18 protein-coding genes are annotated in these 17,210 nt (G+C 72.9%); 8 read left to right on the top strand and 10 right to left on the bottom strand.

What is annotated here, in order from left to right; genetic code table 11:
- The first annotated feature begins 69 nt into the window (after positions 1-69).
- Complete coding sequence (locus DVH02_RS31510) at positions 70-450, top strand: hypothetical protein (RefSeq protein WP_114627264.1); 381 nt, start codon at positions 70-72, stop codon at positions 448-450.
- 164 nt (positions 451-614) lie between these two features.
- Here DVH02_RS31510 and DVH02_RS31505 read toward each other — a convergent pair whose 3' ends face one another.
- Entirely contained in the window at positions 615-1,577 is a 963-nt protein-coding gene (locus DVH02_RS31505; protein ID WP_114627263.1) for an ROK family protein, read from the bottom strand.
- Between the two features lie 208 nt (positions 1,578-1,785).
- Here DVH02_RS31505 and DVH02_RS31500 point away from each other — a divergent pair, with 208 nt between their 5' ends.
- The gene (locus DVH02_RS31500; protein WP_114627262.1) at positions 1,786-2,829 is read left to right on the top strand and encodes a LacI family DNA-binding transcriptional regulator; all 1,044 of its coding nucleotides are present in this window, start codon (positions 1,786-1,788) and stop codon (positions 2,827-2,829) included.
- 37 nt (positions 2,830-2,866) lie between these two features.
- Here the strand turns inward: DVH02_RS31500 and DVH02_RS31495 are convergent, their stop codons facing one another.
- From DVH02_RS31495 to DVH02_RS31475, 5 genes are all read right to left on the bottom strand, one after another.
- Complete coding sequence (locus DVH02_RS31495; RefSeq protein WP_114627261.1) at positions 2,867-4,147, bottom strand: DUF6986 family protein; 1,281 nt, start codon at positions 4,145-4,147, stop codon at positions 2,867-2,869.
- A 167-nt stretch (positions 4,148-4,314) separates the two neighbouring features.
- A complete protein-coding gene (locus tag DVH02_RS31490) occupies positions 4,315-5,277 on the bottom strand; it encodes an electron transfer flavoprotein subunit alpha/FixB family protein (protein ID WP_114627260.1) in 963 nt (320 codons plus the stop codon).
- A gap of 59 nt (positions 5,278-5,336) precedes the next feature.
- A complete protein-coding gene (locus DVH02_RS31485) occupies positions 5,337-6,122 on the bottom strand; it encodes an electron transfer flavoprotein subunit beta/FixA family protein (RefSeq protein ID WP_114627259.1) in 786 nt (261 codons plus the stop codon).
- 197 nt (positions 6,123-6,319) lie between these two features.
- Positions 6,320-6,826 carry a flavin reductase family protein gene (locus tag DVH02_RS31480; RefSeq protein WP_114627258.1) on the bottom strand — a complete coding sequence of 169 codons (507 nt, stop codon included), beginning with the start codon at positions 6,824-6,826 and terminating at the stop codon, positions 6,320-6,322.
- 192 nt (positions 6,827-7,018) lie between these two features.
- A complete protein-coding gene (locus DVH02_RS31475; RefSeq protein WP_114627257.1) occupies positions 7,019-7,342 on the bottom strand; it encodes a TlpA family protein disulfide reductase in 324 nt (107 codons plus the stop codon).
- A gap of 466 nt (positions 7,343-7,808) precedes the next feature.
- Here DVH02_RS31475 and DVH02_RS31465 point away from each other — a divergent pair, with 466 nt between their 5' ends.
- Entirely contained in the window at positions 7,809-8,537 is a 729-nt protein-coding gene (locus DVH02_RS31465; protein ID WP_114627256.1) for a lysophospholipid acyltransferase family protein, read from the top strand.
- Positions 8,538-8,595: 58 nt separating this feature from the next.
- Here the strand turns inward: DVH02_RS31465 and DVH02_RS31460 are convergent, their stop codons facing one another.
- From DVH02_RS31460 to DVH02_RS31450, 3 genes are read right to left on the bottom strand one after another with little or no spacing between them, the layout of a single operon-like run.
- A complete protein-coding gene (locus tag DVH02_RS31460) occupies positions 8,596-9,666 on the bottom strand; it encodes a threonine aldolase family protein (RefSeq protein ID WP_114627255.1) in 1,071 nt (356 codons plus the stop codon).
- Positions 9,663-10,448 (bottom strand): SDR family NAD(P)-dependent oxidoreductase, encoded by a 786-nt coding sequence (locus DVH02_RS31455; protein WP_114627254.1) that lies wholly within the window; start codon positions 10,446-10,448, stop codon positions 9,663-9,665. Before DVH02_RS31455 ends, DVH02_RS31460 begins: the two co-directional genes overlap by 4 nt.
- Positions 10,449-10,474: 26 nt before the next feature.
- Positions 10,475-11,872 (bottom strand): DUF6421 family protein, encoded by a 1,398-nt coding sequence (locus DVH02_RS31450; protein ID WP_114627253.1) that lies wholly within the window; start codon positions 11,870-11,872, stop codon positions 10,475-10,477.
- A gap of 331 nt (positions 11,873-12,203) precedes the next feature.
- On the opposite strand from DVH02_RS31450, the gene DVH02_RS31445 reads away from it, so the two are divergent.
- Entirely contained in the window at positions 12,204-12,887 is a 684-nt protein-coding gene (locus DVH02_RS31445; protein WP_114627252.1) for a glycerophosphodiester phosphodiesterase, read from the top strand.
- A 54-nt stretch (positions 12,888-12,941) separates the two neighbouring features.
- On the opposite strand, the gene DVH02_RS31440 is transcribed toward DVH02_RS31445, so the two are convergent.
- Positions 12,942-13,493, bottom strand: a complete 552-nt coding sequence (locus DVH02_RS31440) for a GNAT family N-acetyltransferase (RefSeq protein WP_114627251.1) — start codon at positions 13,491-13,493, stop codon at positions 12,942-12,944.
- Positions 13,494-13,673: 180 nt separating this feature from the next.
- Here DVH02_RS31440 and DVH02_RS31435 point away from each other — a divergent pair, with 180 nt between their 5' ends.
- From DVH02_RS31435 to DVH02_RS31420, 4 genes are all read left to right on the top strand, one after another.
- On the top strand, positions 13,674-14,333 hold the full coding sequence (locus DVH02_RS31435) for a ThuA domain-containing protein (protein WP_114627250.1): 660 nt from the start codon (positions 13,674-13,676) through the stop codon (positions 14,331-14,333).
- A complete protein-coding gene (locus DVH02_RS31430) occupies positions 14,318-15,397 on the top strand; it encodes a Gfo/Idh/MocA family protein (protein WP_114627265.1) in 1,080 nt (359 codons plus the stop codon). Before DVH02_RS31435 ends, DVH02_RS31430 begins: the two co-directional genes overlap by 16 nt.
- A gap of 110 nt (positions 15,398-15,507) precedes the next feature.
- Positions 15,508-16,101 carry a DUF5134 domain-containing protein gene (locus tag DVH02_RS31425; protein WP_114627249.1) on the top strand — a complete coding sequence of 198 codons (594 nt, stop codon included), beginning with the start codon at positions 15,508-15,510 and terminating at the stop codon, positions 16,099-16,101.
- Between the two features lie 85 nt (positions 16,102-16,186).
- Complete coding sequence (locus DVH02_RS31420; protein ID WP_114627248.1) at positions 16,187-17,122, top strand: M56 family metallopeptidase; 936 nt, start codon at positions 16,187-16,189, stop codon at positions 17,120-17,122.
- Positions 17,123-17,210 lie beyond the last annotated feature (88 nt).

Genomic DNA, 17,210 nt, shown 5'->3' with positions numbered 1-17,210 from the left:
GCGCCGTTGTCGCGCCCACACCCGCCGACCCGTTCCGTACGACCGGAGACGACCGGAGAGTCCCGAAACATGCGCAGACCATGGGCCACGCCCCGGCGGTCCGTCCTGACCCTGGCCCTCGCGGGCCTCACCGTCTCGCTGGCCGCCGCCCCCGCGGCGGCCGACAGCAGCGCCTGCACGCACCATTTCTCGGGGCCGCAGATCTGTATCCGGCTGGAGGGACAGGGCGGACAGAACTCGGTCACCGGGATCTGGACCAACCCGCCCGCCGATCTCGCCTCCCGCGATGTCTCGCTCCACCGGGGCGGACGGCGGGTGGCCACGGCCACGGCCACCCGCTCGGGCAAGGCACTGACGCACACCTGGCCGACCGGGGACACCGGCACCGGCACCGAGCTGTGTGTGAAGTTCAAGGGCAGTGAGCGCATGGCCTGCCAGACCCCGCGCTGACCGCCCAACAGGCGCCGCGCGTACGGCGCGTACCGCCCGCACGGCTCCCACCGCCCGTACCGGTCTTACGACCCGTACCGGTCTTACGGCTCGTACGGCTCGGCCCGCACGGCTTGTACGGGCGGCGCGGCGCCTCGGCGGGCCCGGCGGCGGGTCTCCTGCCCTCAGCCGCCGACCGCCGCCGTCTTCGTGCCGTCCCGGCTCCCCAGCAGCGCGGCCGCCGCCGCGCCCACCAGGCCCGCGTCCGTCCCCATGCGCGCCGGGACGACCTCCAGCCGCTGGACGAAGGAGAGCGCCGCGTAGTCGCGCAGGGAGCGGCGCAGCGGCGCGAAGAGCACCTCGCCCGCGCCCGCCACCCCGCCGCCGATGACCGCGATCCGGATCTCGACCAGCGTGGCCGTCGCGGCGATACCGGCGGCCAGCGCCTGGGCCGCCCGGTCGAAGGAAGCGATCGCCACCGGATGTCCCGCGCGGGCGGCGGCGGCCACGGCGGCCGCCGAACGGTCGCCGCCCGGGGCGGGCTCCCAGCCGCCCTCCAGCGCCCGCCGGGCGATGTTGGGGCCGCTCGCGATGCGCTCCACACAGCCCCGGCCGCCGCAGGGGCAGGAGTCGCCGTCCAATTCGACGCTGATGTGGCCGATGTGACCGGAGTTGCCGGTGGGGCCCGGGTGGAGCCGACCGTTCAGTACGAGGCCACCGCCGACCCCCGTGGAGACCACCATGCACAGCGCGTCGTCGTAGCCCCCGGCCGCGCCCTGCCAGTGCTCGGCCGCCGTGATGGCGACACCGTCGCCCACGAGCGTCACCGGCAGCCCGCCCACGGCCGCCCGTACCCGCTCCACCAGCGGGAATCCGCGCCAGGCCGGGACATTGACCGGGCTGACCGTACCGGCGGAGGCGTCGACGGGACCGGCGCTGCCGATCCCGACGGCCGTGACGGACGGCCACAGGGGCGAGGCCGAGACCTCCGCGAGGACCTCCTCGACGGCGCGCATCACCGTCTCGCCGTCCTCCCGCGCGGGGGTGGGCCGCTGGGCCCGTACGAGGATCCTGCCGCGGCCGTCCACCAACGCACCGGCGATCTTGGTACCGCCGATGTCGAGTGCGGCGACGGATTCGGTATGCATCGGTCTGGGATCTCCCGGCGACGAGGTATCCCCCTCGGAGGGGGGTGTACGGAACGAGGGGGTGGTACGGAACTATGGCTTCGTTCCACAGTCTCCATACACTTGACAACGTTGTCCAGGGCCTATGCTCGACGGCACCGCCCGGACGAGACCCGCGGCGCCCAGGACCTGACGGAAGAATCACCGAGAAACGACAGGACAGCGCACTGTGGCCGATACCGCCCATCGCCCGGAGAACCGCTACGGCAACCGGCCCACCATGAAGGATGTGGCCGCGCGCGCCGGAGTCGGGCTCAAGACGGTCTCCCGCGTGGTCAACGGAGAGGCGGGCGTCACCGCCGACACCGAGCGGCGGGTCCAGGAGGCGATAGACGCGCTGGGCTTCCGCCGCAACGATTCGGCGCGGGTGCTGCGCAAGGGCCGTACGTCGAGCATCGGACTGGTCCTGGAGGATCTCGCGGACCCCTTCTACGGTCCGCTGAACCGGGCGGTGGAAGAGGTGGCGCGCGCGCACGGCGCGCTGCTCATCAACGGGTCGAGCGCCGAGGACCCGGACCGCGAGCAGGAGCTGGTGCTCGCGCTCTGCGCGCGCCGGGTGGACGGTCTGATCGTGATTCCCGCCGGGCACGACCACCGCTATCTGGAGCCGGAGATCAAGGCCGGGGTGGCGACGGTCTTCGTGGACCGGCCGGCCGGCCGGATCGACGCGGACGCGGTGCTCTCCGACAGCTTCGGCGGCGCCCGCTCGGGAGCCGCGCATCTGATCGCGCACGGCCACCGCAGGATCGGCTTCATCGGCGACCAGCCCGGCATCCACACGGCGAGCGAGCGGTTGCGCGGCTACCGTACGGCGCTGGCGGACGCCGGTCTGCCCATCGCGGACGACTGGGTCTCGCTCGGTACGACGGCGCCGCGCAGGGTCCACGAGGCGGTGCGCGCGATGCTCGCCCTTCCCGAGCCGGTGACGGCGATCCTCACCGGCAACAACCGGGTGACGGTGACGGTGGTACGCGTCCTGACGGACCATGAACGTCCGGTCGCCCTGGTGGGCTTCGACGACATCGAGCTGGCGGATCTCCTGGACCCCGGCCTGACGGTCATCGCGCAGGACGCGGCGACCCTGGGACGCACGGCGGCGGAGCGCCTCTTCCACCGGCTGGACGGCGGGGCGGACGCTCCGGCGCGGGTCGTGGTGCCGACGCGACTGATCGCCCGGGGCTCGGGCGAGATCCCGCCGCCCGCGGACGGCTGAGCAACCCCGTGAGGCGGTGGGCGGGCGTCGGCCGCCGTCAGCCCGCGCGGCCCGGGTCGCGGAAGCCCTCCAGGTCCGCGCGGCTCAGCCCGGTCAGCCCGGTGACCTCGTCGTCGTCCAGGGCGCCGCAGTCGAGGCCCCGCAGCAGATGGCCGCTGAGCGCCTTGGCGGTGGCGGGCTCGTCCATGACGGCGCCGCCCGCCTTGGCGACGTAGGCGGCCAGCCGCGCCGCCGCCTGTTCGAGGCCCTCGCGGTAGAAGGCGTAGACGGCGGCGTACCGGGTCGGCAGGTGGCCCGGGTGCATGTCCCAGCCCTGGTAGTAGGCGCGGGCGAGGGCGCGCCTGGTCAGGCCGTAGTGCAGCCGCCACGCCTCGTGGACCTGGGGGGTCGGGCCGACGGGCAGGACGTTGGTGGAGCCGTCGCTGACGCGTACGCCCGTTCCGGCCGCGGCGACCTGCATGACGGCCTTCGCGTGGTCGGCGGCCGGGTGGTCGCTCGACTGGTGGGCGGCGCTGACACCGACGCAGGCGCTGTAGTCGAACGTGCCGTAGTGCAGCCCGGTGGCCCGGCCGCCCGCCGCGCCGATCATCCGGGCCACGGTGGCGGTGCCGTCGGCGGCCAGGACGGCCTGGCTCGTCTCGATCTGGATCTCGAAGCCGATCCGGCCGGTCTCCAGCCCGTGCGCCTTCTCGAACTCCCCGGCCAGCCGCGCCATCGCCGCGACCTGCTCGGCGTAGCAGACCTTGGGCAGGGTGAGGACGAGTCCGCCGGGCAGACCGCCGGCGGCCATCAGCCCGCTGAGGAAGATGTCGAGGGTGCGGATGGCGCGGTCGCGGACGGCCGCCTCCAGGCACTTCATGCGGATGCCCGTGTACGGGGCCGCCGTGCCGTTCGCGTACGCCTCGTGGACCAGCCGGGCGGCGCGGGCGGCGGCCTCGTCCTCCTCGTCGTCCGGGCGGGGTCCGTAGCCGTCCTCGAAGTCGACGCGCAGGTCCTCGACGGGCTCGCGCGCCAGCTTGGCCCGTACCCGCTCGTGGACCGGTCCCGCCAGCGCGTCGGGGAGACCGAGGACCCGCGCCAGGGAGGCCGCGTCCGGAGCGTGTTCGTCGAGGGCGGCGAGCGCCCGGTCGCCCCAGGAGCGCGGGGTGTCCGCGTCGAAGACGTCGGCGGGTACGTAGACGGTGTGCACGGGCTGACGGGTGCCGGGGTCGCCGGGGTAGCGGCGGGCGAGTTCGGCGTCGACGTCCGCGAGGGAGGCGCCGACGGCCTCGACGGCCCCCGCCGGGAGGCTGGTGGCGATCTTCTCGTGCTGCCCCATTCCGGCACCCTTCTCTTTTCCGTACCGCGGAATCATCGATCCGTGGCAGGAAGTCAAGCCGCAGGTCCCGGCCGCGTCAATGGCGACCGGCCACGCGCCGGGGAACGGCGCGGGGCCGCGCGGTGGAGTCCACCGCGCGGCCCCGGGGCGTACCGGAGGGAATCGGTTCAGCCCTTGCGGGCCTTGACCTCTTCGGTGAGTTGCGGGACGACCTCGAAGAGGTCGCCGACGATGCCGTAGTCGACGAGGTCGAAGATCGGCGCTTCGGCGTCCTTGTTGATCGCCACGATCGTCTTCGACGTCTGCATCCCGGCGCGGTGCTGGATCGCGCCGGAGATGCCCGAGGCGATGTAGAGCTGGGGGGAGACGGACTTGCCGGTCTGGCCGACCTGGCTGGCGTGCGGGTACCAGCCCGCGTCCACGGCGGCGCGCGAGGCGCCGACGGCCGCGCCGAGCGAGTCGGCCAGCGCCTCGATGACGGCGAAGTTCTCGGCGCCGTTGACCCCGCGTCCGCCGGAGACGACGATCGCGGCCTCGGTCAGCTCCGGACGCCCCGTCGACTCACGCGGAGTGCGGGCGACGACCTTGGTGGCGGTCGACTTCTCGCCGAAGGCGACCGTGAGCGCCTCGACGGTGCCCGCGGCGGGCGCCGCCTCGACCGGGGCGGAGTTGGGCTTGACGGTGATGACCGGGGTGCCCTTGGAGACGCGGGACTTGGTGGTGAACGCGGCGGCGAAGACCGCCTGGGTGGCGACCGGGCCCTCGGCACCGGCTTCGAGGTCGGTGGCGTCGGTGATGATGCCGGAGCCGATACGGACCGCGAGACGGGCCGCGATCTCCTTGGCCTCGGCGGAGGACGGCAGCAGGACGGCGGCGGGCGAGAGCGCCTCGACGGCCGCCTGGAGCGCGTCGACCTTGGGCACGACGAGGTAGTCGGCGAACTCGGCGGCGTCGGCGGTGAGGACCTTCACCGCGCCGTGCTCGGCGAGCACCGGCGCGGTGGCCTCGGCGCCCGCGCCCACCGCGAGCGCGACGGGCTCACCGATGCGGCGGGCCAGGGTGAGCAGTTCCAGGGTGGGCTTGCGGACGGCGCCGTCCACGTGGTCGACGAAGACGAGAACTTCAGCCATGGGTGGGATCTCCTGCGCGTACGAGGGGTCGGGCGGGTGGTCGAGTGAGCGACCGGGGCTCAGATGAACTTCTGCTCCGCGAGGAACCCGGCCAGCTGCTTGCCGCCCTCACCCTCGTCCTTGACGATGGTGCCCGCCGTGCGGGCCGGACGCTCGGTGGCCGAGTCGACCGCGGTCCAGGACCCCGCGAGGCCGACCTCGTCGGCGTCGATCTCCAGGTCCGCCAGGTCCAGCGACTCCACCGGCTTCTTCTTGGCCGCCATGATCCCCTTGAAGGAGGGGTAACGGGCCTCTCCCGACTGGTCGGTGACCGAGACGACCGCGGGCAGCGACGCCTCCAGCTCCTCGCTCGCACTGTCGCCGTCCCGGCGGCCCTTGACGAGGGTGCCCTCGACCGAGATCTCGGACAGGAGCGTGACCTGGGCGACTCCCAGCCGCTCGGCGAGGAGCGCGGGCAGCACACCCATAGCGCCGTCGGTGGAGGCCATGCCGCAGACCACCAGGTCGTAGCCGGTCTTCTCGACGGCCTTGGCCAGCACCAGCGAGGTGCCGATGACGTCCGTGCCGTGCAGATCGTCGTCCTCCACGTGGACGGCCCTGTGCGCGCCCATCGACAGCGCCTTGCGCAACGCGTCCTTGGCGTCCTCGGGACCGACGGTCACCACGGTGACCTCCGCCTCGTCCGCCGCGTCGGCGATCCGCAGCGCCTGCTCGACGGCGTACTCGTCCAGCTCGGACAGCAGACCGTCGACCTCGTCACGGTCGAGCGTCAGGTCATCGGCGAAACGCCGGTCCCCGGTGGCGTCGGGCACGTACTTCACACAGACAACGATCCTCAAGCTCACGCCGGCTCTCCTACTGCATCGTCTTTTCCGGGCTGCCTTGTCGCACGCAGCATAGGCGCCTTGTCGGGCGGTTTCCGGTCGGGAGACCGGCTCACCGGAGTAATATTACTCGCCAGTACATTCCATAGTCTGCCCGCTGAGCAAGCGCTTGGAACTGTGACCTACCCAACGCGGCGAGGGAGACGGCGCGGGAACTCTCAGTCCCGCAGCGCGTTGAAGCGCCCCTGGTGGTACAGGAGGGGGCGGCCCGCGCCCGCGGAGTCCCCCGCGACGGCCTGGGCGACGATCAGGCGGTGGTCGGCCGCGGGTACGCGGGCGACCACCCGGCAGACCAGCCAGGCGAGTACGCCGTCCAGCACCGGCACCCCCTCGGGCCCCTCCCGCCACGCGGTGGGCGGGGCGAACCGGTCGGCGCCGGAGCGTGCGAAGGTGGCGGCCAGTTCGGTCTGGTGCTCGCCGAGTATGTGCACCCCCACGTGCGCGGCCCCGGCCAGGACCGGCCAGCTGGAGGACGTGACGCCCACGCCGAAGGAGAGCAGCGGCGGCTCGGCGGCCACGGAGCTGAGCGAGGTGGCGGTGAAACCGACCGGCCGCTCGCCCCGGGCCGTGACGACGGCGACGCCCGCCGCGTGGCGCCGGAAGACGGAGCGGAGCAACGCGGGAGAGCCCGGCTGAGCAGTCGACAGGTCGGGTGAGGTCGTCATGGAAGGGTCCTTCGCGGAGGGTCGAACGGGGCCGTGGACGCTCGGACGGCCGGACAGCGGGTACGCGCGCCGCGGGCCCGGCCCGTCCGGACCCGCCAGGAGCGAAGGGGTTCCCGGGGCACCCTGTCAGGGTGACGACAAGTGGCGGTCATGGTCAAGTGCGCTCCCCCGGGCGGACTTTCGGACGGACACTCACACCGCTTCCCCCAGTGCGGCGATGACGTCCACCCGGCGCGGCTGCCCGGACGCTCTGCGGACGACTCGGCCGCGGGCGTCCAGGACCAGCACGGTCGGGGTCCGGACGATGCCCAGCTCCCGGACGAGCGCGAGGCGCTCCTCCGCGTCCAGTTCCACATGGGAGACCCCGTCGACCATGGCCGCGACCTCGCTGAGGGTGCGTCTGGTCGCCCGGCAGGGCTGGCAGAACGCGCTGGAGAACTGCAGGAGCGTGGCCCGCTCCCCGAGTTCGGCGCCCAGCTCCGCCGCGCCGAGCCGCAGCCCGTCCTCGTCCCGCATCCTCAGCCTCCCGTCCCGGCGCCCGCGCACCGGCCGAACGCGGCGCCGTCACCGGCACACCGCCGCGCGGACCACGAGTCCGCTGCTCTCCATCTCCCCTGGAGCGTTCGCGCCACCGCGGAAATTCCCGGCTCCCGCGGCGGTGATCGACGAGCGAGGCCGGCGCCATGGACGTCGACGTACGAGGACCGCGGTTCGGCACGGTCGTCAGCACCGCCGTCGTACCGGCCGCGGTGCTGATCACCGGGCAGCGGCGGCCCGCGGCCACCGCTGGACCGCGGGCTGTATCCGCAGTTCCGACACGCTGTGACGGTGGTGCGGTGACGTGACGAGAATCTCGCCCCGCACAGGGATCAGGACTGGCCACGGGGCCGTGTATGGGGCACGATCGGCGGAATGCCGAAAACCTACGGCTGCGTAACTTCCGCCGGGAGAACCTCCCCGGAACAAGAAGGGTCCTCCCCAGATGGCAGAGCTCGTCTATCGGCCGGTCATCGGCGCCGCTCGCACGATGTTCAAGGCGCTGGACCTGAAGATCGACACGCAGGGTTCGGAGCACATTCCGCGCACCGGCGGTGCCGTGCTCGTCAGCAACCACATCAGCTATCTGGACTTCATCTTCGCCGGACTCGCCGCCCTGCCGCAGAAGCGTCTGGTGCGCTTCATGGCGAAGGACCAGGTCTTCCGGCACAAGATCTCGGGGCCGCTGATGCGCGGCATGAAGCACATCCCGGTGGACCGCAAGCAGGGCGAGACCGCCTACGCGCACGCGCTGTCCTCGCTGCGGGCGGGCGAGATCGTCGGGGTCTTCCCCGAGGCGACCATCTCGCAGTCCTTCACGCTCAAGAGCTTCAAGTCGGGCGCGGCCAGGATGGCGCAGGAGGCAGGCGTCCCGCTGATCCCGGTCGCGCTGTGGGGCACCCAGCGGGTGTGGACCAAGGGCCGGCCGCGGAGCTTCAGGCGGAGCCACATCCCGGTGACGATCCGCGTCGGTGAGCAGGTGGAGGCGCCGGGCGACCAGTACGCGGGCGCGATCACCCGTCGGCTGCGCGACCGGGTGCAGGAGCTGCTGGAGGCGGCGCAGCGCGCCTATCCCGTGCGGCCCAGGGACGCGAGCGACACCTGGTGGGTACCGGCTCACCTCGGGGGTACGGCGCCCACGGCGCACGAGGCCCGTGAGGCCGACAGGAGCTGACGGCGGGGCCGGTGCGCGGAGGGACGGCGGAAACGTCTCTCCGCGCACCGGCCCGGGGCTATCCCGCCATCTCTTCCTTCAGCGCCTGCACGAACGCGTCGACGTCGTCCTCCGTCGTGTCGAAGGAGCACATCCAGCGGACGTCCCCGGCCTTCTCGTCCCAGAAGTAGAACCGGAAGCGCTCCTGGAGGCGCAGGCTCACCGCGTGCGGCAGCCGGGCGAAGACGGCGTTGGCCTGGACCGGGTGGAGGATCCGCACGCCGTCCACCGCCCGGACGCCCGCCGCGAGCCGCTGGGCCATCGTGTTGGCGTGCCGGGCGTTGCGCAGCCACAGGTCGCCCGCGAGCAGCGCTTCCAGCTGGACGGAGACGAAGCGCATCTTGGACGCCAGCTGCATGGAGAGCTTGCGCAGGTGCTTCATCGCGCGGGCCGCGTCCGGGTTCAGGACGACCACCGCCTCGCCGAAGAGCATGCCGTTCTTCGTCCCCCCGCAGGACAGGATGTCCACGCCGACGGTGTTGGTGAAGGTCCGCATGGGGACGTCCAGGGACGCGGCGGCGTTGGCTATCCGGGCGCCGTCGAGGTGGACCTTCATGCCGAGGCCGTGGGCGTGCTCGCAGATGGCGCGGATCTCGTCGGGGGTGTAGACCGTGCCCAGCTCGGTGTTCTGGGTGATCGACACGGCCTGCGGCATGGCGCGGTGCTCGTCGTCCCAGCCGTACGCCTGCCGGTCGATCAGCTCGGGCGTCAGCTTGCCGTCGGGCGTCGGTACGGTGAGCAGCTTGAGTCCGGCGACCCGCTCGGGCGCCCCGCCCTCGTCCACGTTGATGTGCGCGGACTCGGCGCAGATGACCGCGCCCCAGCGGTCGGTGAGCGCCTGGAGCGCGACGACATTGGCGCCGGTGCCGTTGAAGACCGGGAACGCCCGCGCGTCCTGTCCGAAGTGGCTGTGCGCGACGCGCTGGAGATGGTCGGTGTAGTCGTCCTCGCCGTACGCGATCTGATGGCCGCCGTTGGCGAGGGCCAGCGCGGCGAGGATCTCGGGGTGGGCGCCCGCGTAGTTGTCGCTGGCGAAGCCGCGCACCTCGGGGTCGTGGTGGCGGCGCGCGTCCGTCGCGGGGGACCTCACGGTCCTGGGGTCAGCCACAGGCGGTTTCCATTCACTTCACGGGCGGGCCGGTCCCAGACTCCGACGATGGCCTCGGCCAGGTCCTTGACGTCCGTGAAGCCCGCGAACTTCGCGTTGGGTCGCTCGGCGCGCATCGCGTCGTGCACCAGTGCCTTGATCACCAGGATGGCAGCCGCGGCCCGGGGCCCGTCCTCGCCCCCCGCCTTGCGGAACGCGTCGCCGAGCGCGAGTGTCCACGCCTCGGCGGCGGCCTTGGCGGCGGCGTAGGCGGCGTTGCCCGCCGTGGGCTTGGTCGCGCCCGCCGCGCTGATCAGCACGTACCGTCCCCGGTCGCTGCGCAGCAGTCCGTCGTGGAAGGCCAGGGAGGTGCTCTGGACGGTGCGGATCAGGAGTTTCTCCAGCAGCTCCCAGTCCGCCAGGTCGGTCCCGGCGAAGGTGGCGCCGCCGCGCCAGCCGCCGACGAGATGGACCAGTCCGTCGATCCGGCCGAACTCCTTCTCGGTACGGTCGGCCCAGGCGCGCGTGGCGGCGGGGTCGAGCAGGTCCACGGTGTCGCCGATGACGGTGGCTCCGCCGTGCGCGTAGCGGGCGGCGTCGACGGCCTCGGCCAGCCGCTGGGCGTCCGCGTCCGCGCCGACGACGGTCGCGCCGGCCTCGGCGAGCCGCAGCAGGGCGGCGCGGCCGGCCGGGCCCGCCGCTCCGGCCACCGCGACGACGGCGCCGTGCAGCACGCCGTCCGGGTCGGCGGGGCCGGATCCGCTGGTACGGGTGGTGGCGTCCATGCCGCTCTCCTCCTGGCCGCGGGCGCTCACGCGGCCACGCGTCCGGTGTCCGTCGCGACAATGCCCTTGGTCGAGGCGATGACGCTCTTCAGCTTCTTGGACAGCGCCTCGTAGAACATGCTGAGGGGAAACTCGTCCGGAAGCACGTCGTCGACCAGTTTGCGGGGTGGCTGCGTCAGGTCGAGGGCGTCGGGGCCCTTGGCCCAGCGGGAGCCGGGGTGCGGGGCGAGGTAGGTGGAGACCAGCGCGTACCCGGCGAGCCAGTGGACCAGCTTGGGCCGGTCGATGCCCGCCCGGTAGAGGTCCTCGATCTCGGCACAGAGCTGGTTGGTGACGGTGGGTGCCCGCTCCCAGTCGATGCGCAGGGTGTTGTCCGTCCAGCGCACCACGTCGTGCTGGTGGAGGTAGGAGAAGAGCAGCTGGCCGCCGAGCCCGTCGTAGTTCTTGACGCGGGCGCCGGTGACGGGGAAGCGGAACATGCGGTCGAAGAGCACGGCGAACTGGACGTCGCGGCCCTGCGGGAAGCCGTCGGCCTCCAGCCGTACGGCCTCGCGGAACGCCGTCAGGTCGCAGCGCAGCTCCTCCAGGCCGTACATCCAGAACGGCTGGCGCTGCTTGATCATGAACGGGTCGAAGGGCAGGTCGCCGTGGCTGTGCGTGCGGTCGTGGATCATGTCCCACAGGACGAACGCCTGCTGGCAGCGCTCCTGGTCATCGACCATCGCGCGCAGGTCGTCGGGCAGTCCGACGCCGAGGGTGGAGACGGCGGCGGCGATGACGCGGCGGAAGCGGGCCGCCTCCCGGTCGCAGAAGATCCCGCCCCAGCTGAAGCGCTCGGGGGCCTCGCGCACGGCGATGGTCTCGGGGAAGAACACCGCGGAGTTGGTGTCGTACCCGGAGGTGAAGTCCTCGAAGGTGATGCCGCAGAAGAGCGGGTTGTCGTAGCGGGTGCGCTCCAGCTCGGCCAGCCAGTCGGGCCAGACCATGCGCAGGACGACGGCTTCGAGGTTGCGGTCCGGATTGCCGTTCTGCGTGTACATGGGGAAGACGGCCAGGTGCTGGCGGCCGTCGGCCCGGTCGGCCGCGGGTCCGAAGGCGAGCAGCGAGTCCAGGAAGTCGGGTACGGCGAAGCCGCCGTCGGACCATTTGCGCAGGTCGGAGAGGAGTGCGCGGTGGTACTCGGCGTCGTGCGGGAGCAGCGGGGCGAGCTGCTCGACCGCCGCGGTCACCCGGTCGAGCGCGACATCGGCGAGCGCGCGCGCCGGGGCGCCCTCGGCGGTGAAGTCGATCGATCCGTCCGGGGACTGCCAGGGGCGGATCTCCTCGACGGCGTTCTTCAGCTCCGGCCAGGCCGGGTGATCGATCAGCCTGGTCACGCCGGATATCCCGGATACAGCGGCTTCCTGCGCAAGAATTTCCGTCATGTCACTTCCCTCACCGTAGAACCTGGCGTGATCTCACCGTATAGGCCCAAGGTTCCCCCGTACAACCGGAGAGGACGGGAAATTTCCTGCTGTCACCCCATGGTCACCGCTGTTTTTCCTGCGATACGGCGGAGGGACGCGTACTTTCCATTGACCGCACGCGGCCGGGTCCGGCGACCGGAGCGGCTGCCGGGCCCTGTCTTCGAAGTCCCGCCGGGCCCGCCCGCCGGGCCCTCCCCTCGGGACGACGGCGCTACTTCGAAGACAGGGCCTACGCTCGGTGCGAACCGCCTTCGGACGCGGAGCCGCCTTCGACGGAAGCGAGACAGTCTTGACTTTCCAGACCATCGGTCATCGCGGAGTGATGGGTGTCGAACCGGAGAACACCCTGCGCTCCTTCCGGCACGCCGAGCGGGCCGGTATGGACGCCATCGAGCTGGATCTCCACCTGAGCAAGGACGGCGCCCTCGTCGTCATGCACGACACCGAAGTGGACCGCACGACCGACGGCACGGGCGCCATCGCCGACCGGACCCTCGCCGAGCTGCGGGAGCTGGACGCGGGACAGGGCGAGCGCGTACCGGTCTTCGAGGAGGTGCTGGAGGACGTCGCCTCGCCGGTCCAGGCCGAGATCAAGGACGTGGCCGCGGCGCGGGCGCTGGCGGCGGTGATGCGTGAGCGCGGGCTCGTGGAACGGGTCGAGGTGTCGTCGTTCCACGACGAGGCGGTGGCCGAGATCGCCTCGCTGGTGCCTGGCGTGCGTACGGTGCTGATCGCCAGCCGCTGGGGACCCGACGTGGTGGACCGCGCCAAGGCGGCGGGCGCGGCGCGGCTGGCGCTGAACATCCGCCGGCTGACCCTGGAGGTCGTGGAGCGTGCGCACGGCGAGGGGCTGGGGATCATCGGCTGGGTGGTGAACACCCAGGACCAGCTGCGGCTGGCGCGGGCGTTCGGGCTGTCCGCGGTGACCACGGACTTCCCGGAGATCCGGCGGACCGGGCGGTTCACGGCGTGACGTGAGCGCCGCCCCGCGCCGTGCCCCGGTCGGCCCGGGTGGCGGCCCGCGCCGTCAGACCAGCGGCTTGACCAGCAGCTCGAACTCCAGGTCCGCCCGGCGCGGTATGCCGAAGCGCTCGTCGTCGTACGGGAAGGGCAGCAGCTTTCCCGTACGGCGGTAGCCGCGCCGCTCGTACCAGGCGATCAGGTCCTCGCGCGCGGTCAGTACCGTCATCTGCATCTCGCGGACGCACCAGCTCTCGCACGCCATGCGCTCCGCCGTGGCGATGATCCGTCGGCCGAGGCCGCCGCCCTGCGCCCCGGGCCGCACCGCGAACATGCCGAAGTAGGCGGCCTCGCCCCGGTGTTCGAGCTGGCAGCAGGCGGTCAGCCGGCCGTCCTGTTCGATGGCCAGCAGCCTGCTCCCCGGCGCCTCGACGACATCGAGGACCGCCTGTACGTCGGTGCGCTGTCCGTCCAGGAGGTGCGCCTCCGTCGTCCATCCCGTACGGCTGCTGTCGCCGCGGTAGGCCGATTCCACCAGGTCCACCACGGCCTGCGCGTCGGCGGCCGTGGCGTCCCGGAAGGTGAGTTCGCCGAGGGGGTGCGGTGCGGTGGGCTCCATGGTGCGGGTTCCTGTTCCGGGCCGATGCTGGGACGCCGCGCAGCGTAGCGCGGCCGTGCGGCGTAGGCGGGGGCCGGGGCGGGCAGGGTGCACGGGGAGGGGCGGCGCGCGGTCGGTACGGGACAGAGCCGCGCAGAACCGATAACGACCGGGACGAACCGACAGGAGTGTGCGAGGACCGTGACATCCCAAGCCCGGCAGGCCCTGGTCGTCCGTGGTGGCTGGGAGGGACACCGGCCCGTGGAGATCACGGAGCTGTTCCTGCCCTTCCTGCGCGACCACGGCTACACCGTCCGGACATCCGGCACCCTGGACGTCTACGCCGACGCCGAACTGCTCGGCACCACCGATCTGGTGGTGCAGTGCTGGACGATGGGCGAGCTGTCCCCGGAGCAGAGCGCCGGACTCGCCTCGGCGGTCGCGGCCGGTACGGGGCTGGCCGGCTGGCACGGCGGCATCGTCGACTCCTTCCGGGGCGATCTCGGCTATCAGCTGCTGACCGGCGGCCAGTTCCTCATGCACCCCGAGGGCTTCTCCGAGCACCGCGTGACGCTCGTCGAGGAGCGCGCCGACCATCCCGTGATCGCCGGTCTCGGCGACTTCCGGGTGCACACGGAGAAGTACTGGCTGGCCACGGATCCGCTGATCGACACCCTCGCGACCACGGAGTTCGCGGCGGACGAGCACCGGTCCCGGCCGGTGACCATGCCCGCCGTCTGGACCAGGAACTGGGGCGCGGGACGGGTCTTCGTCTCCGCGATCGGCCACAAACCGGACGACTTCGACGTGCCCGAGGTGCGCACGCTCACCGAGAGGGGACTGCTGTGGGCAAGCCGCTGAGAATCGGCATGGTGGGGGCGGGCGCGATCAGCGGCGCCTATCTGGACACGCTGGAGAAGCTGGACGACGTACGGCTCACGGTGGTCACGGACCTCGACCCCGGCCGCGCCGCCGCCGTGGCCGGGCGCGTGCCGGGCGCACGGGCCACGGGGACGCTCACCGAACTGGTGGCGGCCCCCGACGTCGACGCCGTCCTCGATCTGACCGTCCCGGCCGCCCACGCGGAGGTGGCGCTGACCGCGCTCGCCGCGGGCAAGCACGTGTACGGGGAGAAGCCGCTCGCCACCACCCGCGCGGACGCGGACCGTGTGCTGGCCGCCGCCGCTGCCTCCGGCCTGCGCGTCGGCTGCGCGCCGGACACCGTACTGGGCAGCGGCACGCAGACCGCCCGCGCGGCCGTCGACGCCGGGCTCATCGGCACCCCGGTCGCGGCGACGGCGTTCATGACCACCCCGGGACACGAACGCTGGCACCCCGGCCCGGAGTTCTACTACCGGCCGGGCGGCGGGCCGCTGCTCGACATGGGCCCGTACTACGTGTCCGCGCTCGTCCATCTGCTGGGGCCGGTCATCGAGGTCACCGGCGCGGCCTCCCGGCCCAGGGCGGAGCGGGAGATCGGCTCGGGGCCGCGCGCGGGCGAACGCTTCGCGGTGGAGGTGGACACCCATGTCACCGGGGTGCTCCGGCACGCGAGCGGCGCGCTGACCACGCTGGTGATGAGCTTCGACGTCCAGGCCACCCGGCTGCCGCACATCGAGGTGCACGGCACGGCCGGATCTCTCTCGGTCCCCGATCCGAACCAGTTCGACGGGCCGGTGGAGCTGCACCGCTCCGGCGGCGGGTGGGAGCGGCTCCCCGTCTCGGCGGGCACGTCGGGGGCGGGGCGCGGGCTCGGTCTCGCGGATCTGGCACGGGCGCTCGCCGAGGGCCGTCCGCACCGGGCCTCGGCCGAGCTGGCGCGCCATGTCCTCGATGTGATGCTGACGCTGCTGGACGCGGCGCGGCAGGGGCTGGCGCTGCCGGTGGCCAGCGCGTGCGTCCGACCGGAACCGATGCTTCCGTGAAGTGCGCTCCCTCAGTGTGCCGTTGCGCCACCGCGCGCCCGTATCAGGGCCGGGCGCGGGGGGCATGACCTTGCCGAGGCCACTGAGCGGCTGATCGGGGGAGGTGCGCGGTGCACGGACCTGCGGCGGTCGGCTGGCTGCTCGTCGCGCTCTGCGCGGTCTCCGGGGGGCTGTGTCTGCTCCGGACGCGCAGTGCCGTGGCGGAACAGCGCGGTTCGGCGGGCGGCGAGGCGCTGATGGGGTTCGGGATGGCGGCGATGGCGGTGCCCGCCGCCGTGCTGGCACCGCCCCGCTGGGTCTGGCTGGGGTATGTGGCGGTGTTCGGCGCGGCGGCGCTGCACGCGCTCGTGTCGGAGCACAGCGGGGAGCGCCGCCATCGGCACCGGTCGCACCATCTGCTGGGCATGCTCGCGATGGTCTACATGGCGGGGGCGATGGCGGGGGCGCCGAGCGGCGCGCACGCCTCGCACGCGGCGGGCGGCGCGGGCGGGGCTCCCCTGGTCACCGGCGTCCTGCTGATCTACTTCACCGGCTATGTGCTGTGGGCGGGCGGCCGTCTGGTGCCGCTGCCCGCCGAAGCGGCGGGGGCCTCCGGCGCCCGGGGCGCGACAGCCGCGGCGGGCTGGGGCGACCGCCCGGAGCTGGCCTTCGCCTGCCGGCTGTCCATGGGGGTGGCGATGCTCGCGATGCTGCTGACGATCTGATCCGTACCGCGCCGAAACGTGTCCTGGATCACTTGCCCGGTCAGACGATACCCATGAGCGACGCCGCGCTCATACTCTGTTGCCCATGATGGTCTCCCTGGCACTGTTGCTGCTCGGAGCGCTGGCCGCCGTCGTCGCTCCGCGACTGCTGGCGCGGGCCGAATGGCCCGAGCGTGAGCCGGTGGTGGCGCTGTGGGTGTGGCAGTGCGTGGTGGCGGCCGTCCTCCTGAGCTTCGCGCTCTCCATGGTGTTCAGCGCGGCAGCCGCCTGGCAGGCCGTACGGGGGCATGTCTTCGCCCCCGCCCCGCGCGGCGTGGTCGAGGCGTACGCCTTCGGTTCGCACCGGCCCTGGTCGGCGGTGCTCGCCGTGGTTTTGGCGAGCGGCGGGCTGTGGACGGCGGCCATGCTCACCCGGGAGATCCACCGGGCGCGCAGCCGACGCGGGCGGCGTCGCAGGGAGTTGCTCGTACGCTCCCCCGTGCTGCCCGGCGAGGAGCCCGACGGCGAGCGGCTCGTCGTGCTGGAGGGTGAGCGGCCCGATGCCTGGTGGCTGCCGGGCGCCGCGCCCCAACTGGTCATCACCACCGCCGCGCTGCGCCGCCTGAAGGGCCGTCAGCTCGACGCGGTGGTCGCGCACGAGCAGGGCCACGCGCGCGCCAGGCACGACTGGCTGCTGCACTGCTCGGGCGCGCTCGCCAACGGATTCCCGCAGGTGCCGGTCTTCGCGGCGTTCCGCGACGAGATGCACCGGCTGGTCGAACTGGCCGCCGACGATGTCGCCTCGCGCCGGTTCGGCCGACTGACGATCGCGCTCGCACTGGTCGAACTCAACGAGGACCGGGGCGTGTTCGGCCCCGGCAACACGCCCGACGCGCAGTTGCCGCAGCGCGTCAACCGGCTGCTGTCCCCGGTCCCCCGGCTCACCGCGGCCCGCAGGCTACGGCTGACGGCGGCGGCGGCGCTGGTACCCGTGGTGCCGGTGCTGGTCGCCTTCGTACCCGCGCTGCGCGCGCTGGGCTGATCCGTCGGCCGCGCCACGGCGGCGACCGGGAGCGGGCCGGAGCCGCGCCTGGTCGGGCCGGGTCCTGGCCCGACCGGGCGCGGCTCCG

Origin of the sequence: Streptomyces corynorhini (assembly GCF_003346515.1) — a bacterium.
GTDB lineage: Bacteria > Actinomycetota > Actinomycetes > Streptomycetales > Streptomycetaceae > Streptomyces > Streptomyces corynorhini.
Note: the sequence above shows the minus strand (reverse complement) of the source record. Positions and strands in the feature narration are given on the sequence as shown.

Excerpts from the sequence above, each read along its gene's own strand:
- DVH02_RS31510 (WP_114627264.1), top strand. The coding sequence starts at position 70 with ATGCGCAGACCATGGGCCACGCCCCGGCGGTCCGTCCTGACCCTGGCC.
- DVH02_RS31505 (WP_114627263.1), bottom strand. The coding sequence starts at position 1,577 with ATGCATACCGAATCCGTCGCCGCACTCGACATCGGCGGTACCAAGATC.
- DVH02_RS31495 (WP_114627261.1), bottom strand. The coding sequence starts at position 4,147 with ATGGGGCAGCACGAGAAGATCGCCACCAGCCTCCCGGCGGGGGCCGTC.
- DVH02_RS31490 (WP_114627260.1), bottom strand. The coding sequence starts at position 5,277 with ATGGCTGAAGTTCTCGTCTTCGTCGACCACGTGGACGGCGCCGTCCGC.
- DVH02_RS31480 (WP_114627258.1), bottom strand. The coding sequence starts at position 6,826 with ATGACGACCTCACCCGACCTGTCGACTGCTCAGCCGGGCTCTCCCGCG.
- DVH02_RS31475 (WP_114627257.1), bottom strand. The coding sequence starts at position 7,342 with ATGCGGGACGAGGACGGGCTGCGGCTCGGCGCGGCGGAGCTGGGCGCC.
- DVH02_RS31465 (WP_114627256.1), top strand. The coding sequence starts at position 7,809 with ATGGCAGAGCTCGTCTATCGGCCGGTCATCGGCGCCGCTCGCACGATG.
- DVH02_RS31455 (WP_114627254.1), bottom strand. The coding sequence starts at position 10,448 with ATGGACGCCACCACCCGTACCAGCGGATCCGGCCCCGCCGACCCGGAC.
- DVH02_RS31450 (WP_114627253.1), bottom strand. The coding sequence starts at position 11,872 with ATGACGGAAATTCTTGCGCAGGAAGCCGCTGTATCCGGGATATCCGGC.
- DVH02_RS31440 (WP_114627251.1), bottom strand. The coding sequence starts at position 13,493 with ATGGAGCCCACCGCACCGCACCCCCTCGGCGAACTCACCTTCCGGGAC.
- DVH02_RS31420 (WP_114627248.1), top strand. The coding sequence starts at position 16,187 with ATGATGGTCTCCCTGGCACTGTTGCTGCTCGGAGCGCTGGCCGCCGTC.